At 45.3% G+C, this 15,274-nt stretch carries 17 protein-coding genes; 6 read left to right on the forward strand and 11 right to left on the reverse strand.

What is annotated here, in order from left to right:
* Positions 1–104 precede the first annotated feature (104 nt).
* Together LEP1GSC052_RS20680 and LEP1GSC052_RS04195 are read left to right on the forward strand one after the other, a co-directional pair.
* Complete coding sequence (locus tag LEP1GSC052_RS20680) at positions 105–2,090, forward strand: Lcl domain-containing protein (RefSeq protein WP_010574570.1); 1,986 nt, start codon at positions 105–107, stop codon at positions 2,088–2,090.
* Between the two features lie 20 nt (positions 2,091–2,110).
* The gene (locus LEP1GSC052_RS04195; protein WP_020986213.1) at positions 2,111–2,599 is read left to right on the forward strand and encodes an Lcl C-terminal domain-containing protein; all 489 of its coding nucleotides are present in this window, start codon (positions 2,111–2,113) and stop codon (positions 2,597–2,599) included.
* Positions 2,600–2,662: 63 nt separating this feature from the next.
* Here LEP1GSC052_RS04195 and LEP1GSC052_RS04200 read toward each other — a convergent pair whose 3' ends face one another.
* The 4 genes from LEP1GSC052_RS04200 to LEP1GSC052_RS04215 form a co-directional block, all read right to left on the reverse strand.
* The gene (locus tag LEP1GSC052_RS04200) at positions 2,663–3,070 is read right to left on the reverse strand and encodes a helix-turn-helix domain-containing protein (protein WP_010574572.1); all 408 of its coding nucleotides are present in this window, start codon (positions 3,068–3,070) and stop codon (positions 2,663–2,665) included.
* A gap of 358 nt (positions 3,071–3,428) precedes the next feature.
* Positions 3,429–4,907, reverse strand: a complete 1,479-nt coding sequence (locus LEP1GSC052_RS04205; protein ID WP_010574573.1) for an LIC12015 family putative lipoprotein — start codon at positions 4,905–4,907, stop codon at positions 3,429–3,431.
* Between the two features lie 19 nt (positions 4,908–4,926).
* Positions 4,927–5,280 carry a hypothetical protein gene (locus LEP1GSC052_RS04210; RefSeq protein ID WP_010574574.1) on the reverse strand — a complete coding sequence of 118 codons (354 nt, stop codon included), beginning with the start codon at positions 5,278–5,280 and terminating at the stop codon, positions 4,927–4,929.
* A 2-nt stretch (positions 5,281–5,282) separates the two neighbouring features.
* Positions 5,283–5,924 carry a hypothetical protein gene (locus LEP1GSC052_RS04215; RefSeq protein ID WP_040912827.1) on the reverse strand — a complete coding sequence of 214 codons (642 nt, stop codon included), beginning with the start codon at positions 5,922–5,924 and terminating at the stop codon, positions 5,283–5,285.
* Between the two features lie 44 nt (positions 5,925–5,968).
* On the opposite strand from LEP1GSC052_RS04215, the gene LEP1GSC052_RS04220 reads away from it, so the two are divergent.
* Complete coding sequence (locus tag LEP1GSC052_RS04220) at positions 5,969–6,322, forward strand: STAS domain-containing protein (RefSeq protein WP_020986572.1); 354 nt, start codon at positions 5,969–5,971, stop codon at positions 6,320–6,322.
* Between the two features lie 7 nt (positions 6,323–6,329).
* A complete protein-coding gene (locus LEP1GSC052_RS04225) occupies positions 6,330–7,076 on the forward strand; it encodes a diacylglycerol/polyprenol kinase family protein (protein WP_010574576.1) in 747 nt (248 codons plus the stop codon).
* Between the two features lie 208 nt (positions 7,077–7,284).
* On the opposite strand, the gene lcpA is transcribed toward LEP1GSC052_RS04225, so the two are convergent.
* Genes lcpA through eno form a run of 7 tightly spaced genes read right to left on the reverse strand, consistent with a single transcriptional unit; the run spans position 7,285 to position 12,206 of the window.
* Complete coding sequence (lcpA, locus tag LEP1GSC052_RS04230) at positions 7,285–7,869, reverse strand: complement regulator-acquiring protein LcpA (RefSeq protein ID WP_010574577.1); 585 nt, start codon at positions 7,867–7,869, stop codon at positions 7,285–7,287.
* Positions 7,844–8,401, reverse strand: coding sequence for a DUF4416 family protein (locus LEP1GSC052_RS04235; protein ID WP_010574578.1), 558 nt, complete (start codon positions 8,399–8,401; stop codon positions 7,844–7,846). Before LEP1GSC052_RS04235 ends, lcpA begins: the two co-directional genes overlap by 26 nt.
* Before the next feature lie 10 nt (positions 8,402–8,411).
* A complete protein-coding gene (locus tag LEP1GSC052_RS04240) occupies positions 8,412–9,425 on the reverse strand; it encodes a YheT family hydrolase (RefSeq protein WP_010574579.1) in 1,014 nt (337 codons plus the stop codon).
* Positions 9,426–9,455: 30 nt separating this feature from the next.
* Positions 9,456–9,812: a hypothetical protein gene (locus LEP1GSC052_RS04245; RefSeq protein WP_010574580.1), complete on the reverse strand. Its 357-nt coding sequence runs from the start codon at positions 9,810–9,812 to the stop codon at positions 9,456–9,458.
* 12 nt (positions 9,813–9,824) lie between these two features.
* On the reverse strand, positions 9,825–10,418 hold the full coding sequence (locus LEP1GSC052_RS04250) for an ATP-dependent Clp protease proteolytic subunit (protein WP_010574581.1): 594 nt from the start codon (positions 10,416–10,418) through the stop codon (positions 9,825–9,827).
* A gap of 15 nt (positions 10,419–10,433) precedes the next feature.
* Positions 10,434–10,892 carry a septum formation initiator family protein gene (locus LEP1GSC052_RS04255; RefSeq protein ID WP_010574582.1) on the reverse strand — a complete coding sequence of 153 codons (459 nt, stop codon included), beginning with the start codon at positions 10,890–10,892 and terminating at the stop codon, positions 10,434–10,436.
* A 15-nt stretch (positions 10,893–10,907) separates the two neighbouring features.
* On the reverse strand, positions 10,908–12,206 hold the full coding sequence (eno, locus tag LEP1GSC052_RS04260; RefSeq protein ID WP_010574583.1) for a phosphopyruvate hydratase: 1,299 nt from the start codon (positions 12,204–12,206) through the stop codon (positions 10,908–10,910).
* A gap of 278 nt (positions 12,207–12,484) precedes the next feature.
* Here eno and LEP1GSC052_RS04265 point away from each other — a divergent pair, with 278 nt between their 5' ends.
* Together LEP1GSC052_RS04265 and lepA are read left to right on the forward strand one after the other, a co-directional pair.
* The gene (locus tag LEP1GSC052_RS04265; RefSeq protein WP_020986777.1) at positions 12,485–13,174 is read left to right on the forward strand and encodes a DUF6989 domain-containing protein; all 690 of its coding nucleotides are present in this window, start codon (positions 12,485–12,487) and stop codon (positions 13,172–13,174) included.
* Positions 13,175–13,463: 289 nt separating this feature from the next.
* Positions 13,464–15,269: a translation elongation factor 4 gene (lepA, locus tag LEP1GSC052_RS04275; protein ID WP_020985589.1), complete on the forward strand. Its 1,806-nt coding sequence runs from the start codon at positions 13,464–13,466 to the stop codon at positions 15,267–15,269.
* The last annotated feature ends 5 nt before the right edge of the window (positions 15,270–15,274 follow it).

A 15,274-nucleotide genomic window follows, 5' to 3' on the forward strand; every position in this document is an offset into this window, starting at 1 on the left:
AGCATTCTGCAATTAATTTAGTATCAAAATCTTTTTTGACCGTAAGCTTCTCACTTCTGTTTTGCATTTCCTGCTTAAACGACAGCTTTGGAGACGGGGTTAAGATGAAGTTTTTATTCTTCCCTAGCTCGATCCAAAGTCCGTCCGATATTTTCGGCTTGGGAAATTCGAATCCGGCCCAAAGTGCGCTTTCCGTTTCCGGGGGAAAAAGTCTCTACAACGGCAGTTTTTACGCGTCCAAGGTCACGTCCGGAAACTTCGGGTTCAACGTTCTTCTTTCTTTTTCAAACATTCCTTCGGGGACTTCTTTGCGAATTTGTCTGAACGATCCAGGTTGTACGGTTCAGGCGTTGTTGTACGATTCCATTCTTACCTCCGGAATTGCGAATTTGGATTTAAACGTTGCGATCCCGAATACATATCCGGTCAACGTAGGGGGAAATACTCTCAATTTTGCCTTATTCAAGGACGGGCAGGTTGTAAGCCAAAAGTCGGCTTCTTTTATTTACGATTCGACGGCGCCCACGCTTAGTTTTTCGGTTTCCTCCGGAAGTTTTACGGTTCAACAAGATATTTCCATGACCTGCGTCGATGCGGTCTCGGGTTGTATGGATCTGATTTATACCATCGACGGCCAGACGCCGGGGCTTTCTTTGTTAAGCGACTTTGATCCTTTGCAGATCGTCTTGGGAAATATCTTTCCAACGACTTTGAGCGTTGGAAACGGAACCACGACCGTTCAAGTGATCGCGTCCGATCGGGCGGGGAATATTTCCTCTCCGGTTTCCGCGACTTATACGATCACCATACCTCCTAGTTCAGCACCTACGGTTTCTTTGAATTCGATAACGAATGGAACCACAAACGGCTCGGGCTCGGCGACTTCGGTGAATTGGACATCGGATACGGCCGGAAATTACTTCGTGGTTCCGAACACCACCAGTTGTTCGAGCATCACTCCCGGAGTTACCATCGTCTCCGGGACGCTCGGCGCCGCGGGAACGCAGGATCTTACGATTCCGACGGGAAGTTTTTCCGAAGGAGCAAATTCTTTGAAACTTTGTCTTTTGGATTCTTCCAATCAGTCGGGTTCCTTCGGATTTAACGTTACGATCGATACCGTGATTCCCTCCTTGGTTTCGACTTCTCCTTCGGGCTCCGCCGTGGACATCGACGTTTTCAACCGAGAGTTGATTCTTACCTTCAGCGAAAACATGCAACCGAATACCAATTTAAGTCCTCATGTTTGGATCACATACGGTTCCGGCGGGAGCTTGACCACTGTCGAGATCACGTTGCCCGCAAGCGCGACGGCCACATGGGTTTCGGCTAACGTTCTTAAGTTCGATCTGGATATGATTCTTCCCGAATATACTTCGATCCAAGTCAAGTTTCCGGTAGCGGGCTTAAAGGACGTGGCGGGGAATTCGATTACAGGCGACGGTTTCGGAAATTTTAATCTTTCTTATACTACCGGCGGAGCGGTTTCTTTGAAGGCGATCATCGACACGAACCAACCCGGTTGTTTTGATTCCGTCGGCTCTGGAATTTCGTGTACGGGAACGGGACAGGACGGAGCTTTCACAGCGACTCCGACGGCGCAGGTGATCGGAACACCGACCACCTTGGGAGGTTACGCGAGCGACACGGTGACAGTGGATTCCACAAGCGGACTTACCTGGAAAACCTGCGTGCAAGGAATGACCTGGGCAAGCGGAAGTTGTTCGGGAACCCCCACGGAGATGACTTGGCCGGACGCCTTATCCAGTTGTGCGAATCTAAACGAAAAAAACTCCGGGCAAGGATACGCCGGACTTAAAAATTGGAGACTGGCAAGTATGGACGACATCCATACTTTGATTACGTTTCCTTCCGGAACCTCCGGTTATACGATCGTCGCTCCTGCGAGTTTTCCCGGATTTCCGAGTAGCGCGCTCAACCAAAGATTTTGGAGTTCGACAACGATTCGTTCGAGCAATCTGAACGCGTATGTGATTCGGAATTTCGGAGCCAGGGCCTTTACACATTCCAAAAACAGCGCCAACGACGGTTTTCCGTATCTTACGATTTGTGTCAGCGGAAATCCTTAAATTCGTATCAGGAGAGAATCATGAAATCTAAAATTTTATTCTTCGTTTATATCGGCTTTTTAACAGGATCGGCTTACGCATATACGGGACCGTTTACGGATTCCGGAAACGGAACCATTCTCGATCAAAAAAGCGGACTTGTCTGGCAAAAGTGCGCGAACGGGCAGGGGAGCGCGGGAGATTCTTACTCGGACTGCACGGTGGGAACCGCCGTGAATATGGATTGGACCAGTGCATTAGCATATTGTAATACTTTAAATTTGGCGGGGACGGGCGGATGGAGGCTTCCTTCGTTTAAGGAATTGATTTCTTTGATCGATTACAACCGAGCCGTTTCTCCCTATATCAATCCGACGTTTTTTCCGAATGCCGGTGCGAACTACTGGACTTCCACGACCCATCCGTCGAGCACTTATAAGAATCAGGCTTATTATGTTCAGTTTACCGGGGGAACCTACGACACGGGCGATAAGGTTACGATGTCCGTTCGAGTGAGATGCGTTAAATAGAATCGATCGTACACAAAAAAGGGAAGCAGTGCTTCCCTTTCTTTTTAGGAGTTTAACCCTTTTTTAATATTCAACTTTTTGAAGGAAGAGTTCTTCTTTTTTCATCTTTAAGGCTTTGGACGCCATGTTTTTAAAATCTTCAGGCGGCTCCAAACGTCCGAGTTCCACTTTCGAAAGAAAAGGAGTGGATACTTTCAGTTTTTTAGCCATGTCGTATTGTTTAATTCCCAACTCTCTGCGTTTTGCCCAAAGTCTGTTGGTGAGCCCTTCCGTAAACTCAGGATATACATCCTCAACGGCTTGCTCGTTAAACAATTTTTCAAGAGTGGTTTTCAAATATTTTGCGCAGGATTGTTTGAATTTTTCGGTAGGGTCCTGGCTTCCCGTTTCGATTTTGGAAAGGTAACTCGGAGATACTCCTAGCGCTCTCGCCATATCGTATTGTTTTACACCCCGTTTTTTACGAAGCATGTAGATGTGGTTTTTCATTCAATTCCCCTCTCAATCTACCAGGCTATTTGTATAGGAGGGAAATTCAAGAAAAAATTTCCAATGCCCTCGAAACAAGATTATGAAATCATGATTTAGTAATCCAAAAGGGTTATGAGGAATAAATCGAACGACGAGCGAAATTAAGAAGGATAAGAATTGCGATAAGAAATAAATTCTTTCGAATTCGAGCGAAAGGAGCAGTAAAAACAAATTATTGCATTAGAATTTTTGCAAGTGATTGAGAGGATTTCCCCTAATGACCGTTAGTTTTTCAAACGAAACGAAAGATAAAAATTTTAAAAAGCCTCGGATTTTTAAGGCCGAGGCTTTGAAATTCTTAGATTTGTCCCGCTTTCAAACTCTCGGATGAGATTTTGAATTCGTTTTCGGATTTGAGTTTTGACAAATAGTCTTGAAAAACCGATTGTTTTCTCGCTTCGACTAACTCTTGTTTGATACGGTCTCTTACCTTACCGAAATCCTCGGGGACTCTTTCGTTCGGATTTCCCGGAGCCGGTTTGGAATACGCATAGAGTTTTCCTGCTTCGTACGTATCTCTGATTTCTTTTTCGGAAATGTTCACGTCGGAGTCGGTGGAACGATTTCGGATTAACATAAAAAGAACCGATCTTCCAAGAAGAGGAAGGGTCTTCTTAAATTCTTTCGTATCTTTTAAGGATTGAACCTCTTTGGATTCGGCTGAGATCCGTATCGGAAGATAGATCTGAGTGTAAAAAGACAACTGATCGTTTTTCTCCTCTTCGGGAGTCGCTTTGCGTTTTTGAAGAATCGGAGCGATCTTGTTAAACTCTACGAGTAGATCCTTGAAAGAAAACTTCGTTCCGCTTTTATCTTCGAAAAGAACGGTTTCCGGTTTTAATCCTTTGATAAACTCGGGCGTAAGATCCACGATCTTCAGTCCGCTTTGATCTCTCAAAGAATCCATTTCCTTTTTCCAAGCCTCTTTGAGAAAACGATTTCCGTAGTGTTCAGCGGTTTGGTTCGCTCTTTCGTTTACGTTTAAGTCGGAATAAAATTTCGCCGCGTTCTTTTCGTCTTCGCTGATTCCCTCTTTGGAAAGGGATTTCAGAGCGAGGTTCTTGAGTTTTTCCAATTCGTTTTGAAAAAACTTATCGATCTTCTTCGGATAGATTCTTTCGATTCTTTCCACTCTGAGAATATAATAATTTCCTTGTGCTTCCTTGAGGATGAAGTTTCCTTTTTTGTCCGCTGCTTCCTTCAAGATCGCGGTGAAAGGATCGTCTCCGCAGTTGATACAATGAGGTTCGAGTCTTCCGCCGATGGATCTTCTTTGAACTTCGTCCGTGTTTTTGGAGATGAACTCCGCGACTTCCTTATCGGATTTGATCGCTTGGATTTGGCCGAGAAGAGTGTTCGCTTTGGTCGCCGCGTCCGGAGTCGCTTTTAGGAAAAGAATTCTTCCGAATGCGAATTCCAACATCCCGGATGTGAGAAGTTTTTCGGAGAATTGTTTTCTATAATCGTTGAATAGAACCTGAGGTTCGACGAATCCCATGATCTTCGCGTATTCTTCTTTGGTAACGACGTTCGTGTTGTTGTTATTGGCTTCGGCGATCTTTTGAATTCCGAGTTCTTCCACGATTTTCGCCTGAGTGGCGATGGACGCGTTATTCGCATCGGGTTCCACCCCGCGGAGTTTGTAATAAGCCCTGAGTTCTTCACGCGTTACGGTTCCCGATTTGAAGGAAGCGAGAACGTCCGAGTCCCTGCTACAGTTGATCGCAAACAGTACGATTAGGGAAAGAATGGTTAGAGATAGAGTCTTTTGTTTCATGAAGTTGTTGTCTTGAATCTTAGTATTTGTGAATTGTTTTTCGAGTAGTCTGAGGTTTGGGATCCGGGATTTCCACGGAGATTTCCCGAGTAAGATTTTTTTCTCGGGAACTGTATAAATTCTTCATCTCTGCAGGGGAAGATTTTCCGGAATTTTTCAACAGAGCGGACTTGCCCGGTTCTTCTTTGATTTTCAAAGAGAGAATTTCGGCTTTTCCGGATTCCAGATTTTCCATTTCCTTTCGGATGGAATCCTTTAGAATTCCCGAATAGTCTCGGTCCGAGGATATTCTTTCCTGAATCTTTCCCAATTCGAGTATGTCTCGGTCCACTTCTTCAATCTTCCGAAAAAGATGTGCTACCTTTACTTTCATACTCAGGTCCCGACGTTGATCTTTTTGGATTCTACGTCGGTTTGCAAGAATGAAAATAAATAGAAATAGGAAAAATTCAAAATTCCCTGGGAAGGATGAACGAACAAGGTGCAAAGGACCAAAAAGAGAAAGAAGAGAGTTTTAAGACCCGATTCTCCCGAACGTAGATACAAAAATCCTAAAATGCAGGTTAAAATCGAGGACTTCAAAAGATAAAGAATCCCGATTTCTTCCCAGAAATTCGAGTTCCATTGATACCAGATTCGAAATCCGGCGATCAAAAAGAACAAAAGCAAAACGGTTTCCTTGAGAAGTCCGTCTTCCGTCAAAAATCTTTTTCGAAAGCCTGATCCGGTTTCCTCGAAAGGACTTTTCTGTCTCCATTCTCCCTTTAAAAGAAGAATTCCGGAACAGTGAATGCAGATCAGATCGAGAAGATCTCCGGCCGTGGAACCGTCTAACCCGCCGATTGCGAGAAAGAATAGGGTGAGAATGGAGATCGGAAGCGCGAAGTTTTCTACGGGGGAAGAAGTTCCTTTTTTACGAAAGAATAATACGGAAAGGCTTAAAACGACCGCGCCGGGCGATAGGAAGGAATAAGATCTTAAAATCAAAAATAGAACGGATAAGAATAGAAAAACCATTTGTCTTACGGAAGAAACGCTTATAGACTGACTTTCCAAGCATCATGATTCTGAACGAAATCATCATTTCCATGGAAAAAATCGACAACGTTCAGGTTATGAAACTTCAGGGTTCCATCAACTCATTTACGGAAAAAAAATTCAGAGATCAGCTTTCGGTTTCGATCCGTTCCGGTCCCGTGATTTTGGATCTGGAAGAGGTCAGTTTGATTTCCTCGCGCGGGATTCAATCCTTAAAAGAGATGAATCAACTGAGCTTCACTTCGCGTAACAAATTGGTATTGATTCATCCCACCGATTCGGTGAAGAATGCGATCAAGATGGCCGCGCTCAACGGACTTTTTCTGATCGCTCCGGACGAAGAGTCCGCCCTGAAAATGACGATGAAAAATAGGTAGGATACAAGTGACAAATTCGGTTCGATTCAATTACGCTCGCAAACTCTGGCATCTTCTCGGATTGATTGTTCCTGTCTGTTATTATCTGGACGTCTTTCAAGGCGCATTCGGACTTTTGAATGCGACCCGCGCCGTGGTTTCTCTTTCGCTAGTTCTTTGTTTGGCGATCATTCTTCTTTTGGAATATCTTCGTTTTCGATTTCCCGGTTTTCAAAAATTCTTTTTGTCGGTTGCGGGAATTCTGATGAAGGAAGAGGAAAAAACGAGACTCAACGGAACGCTTCCTTATTTTCTTTCCTGCACGTTCGTCGTGTTTTTATTTCCGCCCGAGATTTCCATTCTTTCCATGTTGTTTTTGGTGATCGGAGATCCGACCGCGGCTTGGGTCGGCACGTTTTACGGAAGACGCAGGTTTTCGAACGGAAAATCCGTGGAAGGAATCGTTGCGTTTATCGTTGCTTGTGCGATCGTCGGTTTCGTTTTTATGTTTTTGTCCGATACGTACGGAAAACAGAATTTTTTGAAGGCGGAAGGTTTCGTATTTTATAATAATCTAATTTTCTTGGTTCCCGCGATTTTGATTTCCGCGGTCACGGAACTTTACTGCGGAACGTATTGGAACGGTTTGATCGACGATAATCTTTTGATTCCTACGGTTTCCGCGGTCGTTCTCGGTTTGACTGCGTGGCTCGTGTTGGGCGTGGAACCTTCCACGATTTTTTTGAATCCCGCCGAGTTGTTTTTGACGATCTGAGATTTGTAGGAGTTCCTACTATTTTTTAGTGAAAGCTGTCGGCCCCGCCCAAGCTTAGGGTGGGGGGTGAGGAGGTGGGAAAAATTTCGGACAAATCTTCTATATCAGAAAATCTGCATAAACTCCAACAAAATCTTGAGATCCTGTCGGAACATTCAAGAAAAATCTTCGCGCTCTACGCTTGTGGAGTTCCTACAAAAACTTCCGCCTACTTTTCCGGAGGAAGAACCGTAAAACTCAAATTGATCTTCGTTTTTTCTTCGCCTTCAAAAAGGGAAGAATTGAATTTGAATTCCACTTCCGCGGGAAAGATCGTATTCGTATAAGGAAACGAACCGAGCCGATTCTCTTTTTTTAGTTTATCCTTAATCATCGAACCAAGATACTGAAACGAACCGACCCAGTCTTCTCCCATTTCAAAACCTTCCATTCTTTCCACCGTTCCCGAAAGACTCATCGTGGCGTAATAGGAATCCTTGATCGCCTTGGATTCGGAAGGCGTCAATTTTCGATTGAACCGAACGAGAAAACCCGGCGTCTCCCTTGCGTGAAAGTACAGATAGTTCGCGAACTTTTCCCAAGTATCCGGTTTTCTATTGTTGGGAATTTCGACCTTGTAGTGATGATTTTTTTCGATCGGCTCCAAACATTCTCCGGCGCGGTTGAAATGATCGCAAAGAGAAACCGAAGCTATAGAAAGCGGCTCGGGCGCGCAGGAAACGGAACAGGCGACGCACAACGCAAGCGCGCTTAAGAATATTGGAATATTAGGTTTTATGAATGTTTTGAACATAGGATTCTCTCAGACTTGTAAAAAAATAGACGGATTCGGGCGTTTTGAAAAAGGGCGGGGCGGTTTCTCGAAATACCATCTTTTGTTTTTGATAGTTGTAGATCGTTTCCGCGTAAACGCCGTTGAAAAGATAGATTCTATGAAAGTCGTCCCGAATGCTCGAAACGACCACCGAATGACTGCAAAGATAACCCGGAAAGATTCTCACCCCGTGATCCTTTTCGATCGCGGAATTCTGAATCGCCAAACATTCCTTTTGAATCGAAGGAAGTTCTTCCCTGTGAATTCTTCTTTTAAAGGAAAGAATTTTCGTATGTCTTCCCGGAAACTGATTCCAAAGATCGGCGTCCGGATCTTTCCAAGTCGGCATAGGATTGCTTTCGTAAAGAGTCGCGGAGAATTTTTTTTCCGTCTTCGCCTTGATCGAATAAAACATCTCCGCGTCTTCGTACGCGACCACGATAAAGAAGGATGCGCCGGGCGGACGTTCGAGTTTTTCCTTTGCGGGAGAATTTTTTTTGGGAGAATTCATCGGTTGAAAATCAGCTTCCAGGGTTTACTTTCGAATCGAAATAATCCAGGATTATTTTATTCAACCATCTTCCGTCCGGAATTTCGGGAGTCGGATCGGTTAAGAATCCGACATGTCCTCCCTTCGGACTTAGGATCGTGCGGATATGCGGTAGTTTGTCCCATTCGATCGTTTCCCAATCAAAAGGAGGAACCACAGGATCGTCTTCCGAGTGAATTACGATTCCAGGATGACGGATGAACGGAATGTATCGAATGCTCGAACAATCCTGGTAATATTCCGCGGCGCCTTTATAACCGAAAAAGGGAGCGGTCACCTGATCGTCGAACTCGAAGAACGTTTTCGTTTTAAACGCGTTCTTTTCCAATTCCGGCGGAAGTTGAATGATTTTATTTTTGATCTTTTTGCGGAATTCGGATACGAACCTGTCTCTGTAAAATCTTCCTTCGCTCGAATCGATAAACTTGCAACCTTTGAGCAGATCCAGAGGAGGGTTCGTCGAAGAGAATGCTTCCACTTTGTGATTTCTTCTTTCTCCGAAGTATTTCAAAACCAAACTCGCGGAAAGGGAGAATCCCGATAAAAAGATACGATGTGAAAGTTTTTCCCAAACGAAGTCGATCACGTCTTGAACGTCCCTCGTCTGACCGATGTTATACGTTCCTTTGGAAAATCCCTGACCTCGGCCGCAGTTTCTGAGATTCATCCGAATACATCCGTATCCTTTTTTAAGCGCGGTCTGCGCCAAACTTACGAGATAAGAACTGTCCGAAGTTCCTTCCATTCCGTGAATCATAACGAGATAAATTCCGTTCCACTTAGGACCCGAGGAAGAATAATGCGAGATCGGAGGATTGTGTTCCAGCCAAAGCGCGTCTCCCGAACCGTCGGAAAGTTGGAGAAGAATGTCCTCGTAATAAAACGAGGATCTCAATCGGTTTTCGGGAGGAAAAAAAGTGCTATAAACGGTTTGGAGGTGTTTGCCTTTGACGAATCGTTTCGGTTTGAAGGCTTCTGAACTCATAATGGGGGTTAAACGCGACTAACGTGAATCTCAGAGTTCCTTAAAGAATTCGTCCCAGTCTTCCAGTTGTTCCTTCCCGATGTGCGGACTTTTTTTCGCGAACTTATGAAGTCTTCTTAAAAAGTCGATTCCCCGTTTTACGATCGCCGGATCGTCCGGATGCATGTCGGAAAGATAAAAGTTTACGAACTCGTCGAGTTCAAAGGAACCGATGTCCTTTACGAGAACCTCTTCCTGAGTTTCTTCCTCTTCTCCTTCTAAGAAGAGAAGGGAGGAGAATTCAAGGAAGAGTGAATTTAAGTTTTGATCCTCTTCCGGATTTCGTTTTTGTCCGGGAGAGGCTAAAAATTCTTTTAAGAATTCTTCTAAGGAAACGGATTTGGACAAGACTTTATCCGATCAGTTGAAATCGATTTTTGTCGCGAGTTTGTCTACGATTCCGTACTTGATCGCTTCTTCCGCGTCCATGTAATAGTCTCGGTCCGTGTCCTCTTCGAGTTTGGAAACGGGATGTCCGCAAGCGTCCGCGAGAATCTGATTCAACTTCGCTTTCGTTTTGAGGATTTCTTCCGCGTGAATTTTCAAGTCAGTCGCGGGCGCCACGATCTGACCGCCGATGCTCGGTTGGTGAATCATCACTTTTCCGTTCGGCCAAATGGAACGTTCTCCCTTTTTTCCGGCTGCGAGAAGAACCGAACCCATGGATGCGGCCATTCCCATACAAACCGTGTGAACCGGAGAAGTAATCATCTTGATCGTATCGAATACGGTCATTCCGGAAGTGACGACACCGCCGGGGCTATTGATAAAAAACGTGATCGGTTTTCCCGGATCTTTCATTTCCAGGTAGAGGAGTTTTCCGACAAGGTCCTTAGACGATTCGTCGGTTACCGGACCCCAGAGAAAAATCTTTCTGTGGTCGAGGAAATTTTTGGAAATTTTGCTTCCTGTGAGTTCTTCGAATACTTCCGCGATTTTTTCTGTTTCTGGCATTCCTGAACCTTTCCTTTAGTAGTTGGTAAAGTCCAGTTTCTTCTTCCTCATTTTTATGAAAACTCCAATACAGGTAAAACTAGCGAAGATTGCGTAGAAAATACGAATAAAATGAATCGGCGGAACCGGAAATTGTTTACCGGGACGAAACGCATTGAGTCTGGACGCGAGAACGGGTTTGAGTTCGGAAGAATTCTCCGTTTCCCTAAATTTGACGATATGAGCGTTTTCGCTCAAAAGATAGAATCTTCGGGCCTCTCTTTCGAGGGCCACTTGATCGTTTTTTAAAATCTTCTGCTTCTCTTCCAACTGTCTATTTTCATAGGCGAGTCTTTCCACGTCTAACTGTAAGGACGCGAGGGATTCTTCCAACTGGGAACGTACTACGATTCCGGATTCTCCTAGGACGATAAAATAAAACAGTCCCGAGAGAAAACAAGAGAACCAAAAGACTTTAGTCGAAAGAGAAGTCATAAATTTTTTAACCGATTACAGGTTGTAGAATGTCTCCCTACCTTTGTAAACCGCGGATTTTCCGAGTTCCTCTTCGATTCTGAGAAGCTCGTTGTATTTCGCGATTCGATCCGTTCTGGAAAGCGAACCCGTTTTGATCTGACCCGCGTTAGTCGCAACCGCGATGTGCGAGATCGTAACGTCCTCGGTTTCGCCGCTTCTATGGCTTACAACGTTTGTATATTTCGCTTTTTTCGCCATTTCTATCGAAGCCAACGTTTCCGAAAGGGAACCGATCTGATTTACTTTGATCAAAATCGAATTTCCGACTCCGGAAGCGATTCCTTTGGAGAGTTTCTCGATGTTCGTCACAAAAAGATCGTCTCCTACGAGCTGAACTTTTTTCCCGATCTTATCGGAAAGAAGTTTCCAGCCGTCCCAGTCGTTTTCATCCAAGCCGTCCTCGATGGTAATGATCGGATACTTGGAAACCAAGTTCGCATAATAATCCACGAGTTCCGCGCTGGAGAATTCCTTATTATTTTCGGCACCGAGTACGTATTTCTTTTTGCTTTTGTCGTAAAACTCGGAAGAAGCCGCGTCGAGTCCCAATAAAACGTCTTTTTCGGGTTTATATCCTGCCTTTTCGATCGCCTGGAGAATGACTTCGATCGCTTCCACGTTGCTCGTTAAGTCCGGAGCAAAGCCGCCTTCGTCACCGACCGCGGTGTTCAAATTCTTACCCTTCAGAACCGCTTTTAAAGAATGGAATACTTCGGCGCCCATTCGGAGTCCCTCGCGGAAACTTTTGGCTCCTACGGGAAGAATCATAAATTCCTGAAAGTCCACGTTGTTGTCCGCGTGCGCCCCGCCGTTGATGATGTTCATCATCGGAACCGGAAGTTCGCGCGCAAAGTTCCCGCCGATATAACGGTACAGTGGAAGTTTAGAATGCGCCGCCGCCGCTTTGGCGACCGCGAGAGAGGTTCCCAGGATCGCGTTGGCTCCGAGTTTGCCTTTGTTTTTGGTTCCGTCCGCCTCGAGCATCAGTTGGTCGATTCTGTTTTGATCGAGTCCGTCTTCGCCTTTCAGAACTTCCTGGATTTTTACGTTTACGTGTTCTACCGCTTTGAGTACACCTTTTCCGAGATAACGGTGTTTGTCGCCGTCTCTGAGTTCTACGGCTTCGTATTCTCCGGTCGATGCTCCGGATGGAACTGCGGCTCTTCCGAAAGATCCGTCTGCGAGTGTTACGTCAACCTCCACGGTTGGATTTCCTCGAGAGTCGATGATTTCCCGAGCGTGAATTTTCTGAATTTGAGAGTTATGAGACATTTTATTTCCTGAGATTCTCTATATGTTGTCCGTTGAATATTCGCGTTTTGCGATTTCGATCGGAGTCAGGGTTATTAAACGGTCCATATCCAAGAAATCAAGCGGGAAACGAAAAAATGGATTGCTTGCGGTTTTGGATTGGTCTTAGTTTGTTTCGTTTGTCTTTGCTTTTGCAAAAGCCGAGAATTTTCCGCTCCGCGGATTTTCGGTGATCGAGACGCGACCTTATCGGAAAAGAGGGAGCGTCTTTAGTTGAGTTTTCTGAGGATCGCTCGATAATGAAAGTTTCTGAAAAACACGCATTCGGTTTTCATATTTGTTTTGCCGTTTTGGCGATTTTGATTTTGTTTCTTCCCGGCGGTGTCGCCACGGGTTGGCGGGTGTTCTCTCTGGTTTTGATTTACAACGTGGGAGTTCCCACATTTGCCAGAGTTTGGGCGCATGAACGCTGGTTGGATCTTTGGCTCTTTCTTCTTCCCTTAAGTTTTTTTCAGGTCTTTCCGGATTGGTTTCTTTCTCAAGTTTTGAACACTGTGGAATTTCCCGAGGACGGATTTCCGAAGATCGGTAGCGTTTCGGGTTATATGGCCGGACTTTGGGTGATTCCATTATTTATTTCCACGTTCATTTCCGTTCGTTATCGAAAACGTCGACCCGACGCGCCCGCGCTCCAAAGTTATTTGGTCGGTGGATTGGTTGCTTTTTTGATTTTTTTAGGTTCGGAAGAAGGTTCTTATTTGATTCCGGTTTGGTTTGCGAAAAACGTTTGGACGATCGGGCATGTCGCGGTTTATGTTCTGGTTCCCGAATTCATTTTGGCGGTTTTCGCTTGTTACGCTTATCATGTTTCGGAATATTCTTCCCTTCCTGAAAAAGTTCTTTGGGCGTTTCTGACGATGCTTGTGTATTTGGGTGCGCTTGGTTTTTTCTTTTTGTTTTTAGAAGGTCGGGTGAAGTTTCCGGTCTGAAGGTGATCGATCGAGTTTTGTAGGATCTCCCACGAGCGCGACAAGGATTCATTCCTTCAAAAAACGGAAGAATGTAGGATCTCCTACGTTTCGTCTTTGAAAAGCCGAGATTCATGTAGGATCTCACACATTCCTTCATGGACGGCGGCCGTATGAGTTCCCACAAATTTCTCCAACCACGACCGATTCTCGCCTAAAAGAAGAAAAAACCCATTCTCCCTATCCAAAGAACCGTAGTATTTTGCTTTCCAGTGTAGGCCTACACCAAAAATCATCGGAATGTACCCTCATGAGTGATAAACAGCAATTCATCCGTAACTTTTCCATCATCGCCCACATCGACCACGGTAAGTCCACCTTGGCCGACAGACTTTTGGAGATCGGTCAAGTTACAAACGACCGAACCAAAAAGGATCAGATTTTGGATTCGATGGACATCGAGAGAGAAAGAGGGATTACGATCAAGGCCAACAACGCGACCTTCGATTATCTCGCCGACGACGGCAATACTTATATCATGAATCTTCTCGATACGCCGGGCCACGTGGATTTTACGTATGAAGTTTCCCGCTCTCTCAAAGCCTGCGAAGGAGTTCTTCTGATCGTGGACGCGAGTCAAGGTGTGGAAGCGCAAACACTCGCCAATCTCTATCTCGCGATGGAACAGGATCTCGAAATTCTTCCGGTGATGAATAAGATCGATCTACCTGCGGCCGACGTGGAAAAAACAAAAGTGCAGATCGAAGAAAGTTTGGGGCTCGATTCCGAAAAGGCCGTCGCGATATCCGCAAAAACCGGACTCAACGTAAAAGCGGTTTTAGAAGCGATCACAAAAGAAATTCCCGCTCCGAAAGGAGATCCGAACGGACCTCTCAAGGCGCTCGTATATGATTCTTACTTCGATCCTTATATGGGAGTTGTGATTAAGATCCGAGTGTTCGACGGTTCGATCAAAAAGGGCGATCGGATTCTCATGATGAGCACAGGTAAGGACTTTAACGTCAACGAAGTCGGAATCAATCGAATCACCTTAACTCCGAAGGACAGCCTCGGCGCCGGAGAAGTGGGTTATATCATCGCGGGAATCAAAAAGGTTTCCGACGCAAAAACCGGGGACACGGTCACGTCATTTTCCAATCCTACCAAGGAATCGATTCCCGGTTATAAAGAAGCGAAGCCGATGGTATTCGCGGGACTTTTTCCGATCAACGGAGAACAATTCGACGAACTCGTGGACGCGATCGAAAAACTCAAGTTAAACGACGCCGCTCTCGTGTTCGAAAAGGAAAGTTCGGTCGCGCTCGGTTTCGGATTCCGAGTCGGTTATCTCGGACTTCTTCACATGGAAATCGTTCAGGAAAGATTGGAGAGAGAATTCAATCTCGATCTGATCACTACCGCGCCTTCCGTGAAATACATCATTCGAAGTAAGGATGGAACCGTCGAGGAAATCGACAACCCTTCCCGCTTTCCCGAGCCGATTACGATCGATTCTACTGAAGAACCTTACGTAAAGGCGACGGTCATTACTCCGAACGAATACGTGGGTAACATCATGGCCCTCGCGATGGACAAACGGGGAATCCAGTTGGATACGGTTTATCTCACTCAGGACAAGGTTCAACTCACGTATGAACTTCCTCTTGCAGAGCTTATATTCGAATTTTATGATAAACTAAAGTCTTTTACCCGAGGTTACGCGTCTCTCGATTACGAACCGTCCGGCTACAAGGCGTCTCAACTCGTCAAGATGGACATTCTCGTAAACGGCGAACCCGTGGACGCTCTTTCCATGATCGTTCATAGAACGAAGGCGGAACAAAGGGGAAGGGAAATCATCGAAAAGCTGAAGGATCTAATTCCGAGACATCAGTTTATGATCCCGATTCAGGCCGCGGTCGGCGGAAAAATTCTCGCGAGAGAAAGTATCTCCGCGCTTCGTAAGAACGTAACCGCGAAATGTTACGGCGGGGACATCACTCGTAAGAAAAAACTTTTAGAGAAACAGAAAGAAGGGAAAAAAAGAATGAAGCAGATCGGGAACGTGGAAATTCCTCAGGAAGCGTTCTTGGCGGTTCTCAAAACCGGGAACTGATCCCT

The organism is Leptospira kmetyi serovar Malaysia str. Bejo-Iso9 (assembly GCF_000243735.2).
Taxonomy (GTDB): Bacteria; Spirochaetota; Leptospiria; order Leptospirales; family Leptospiraceae; genus Leptospira; species Leptospira kmetyi.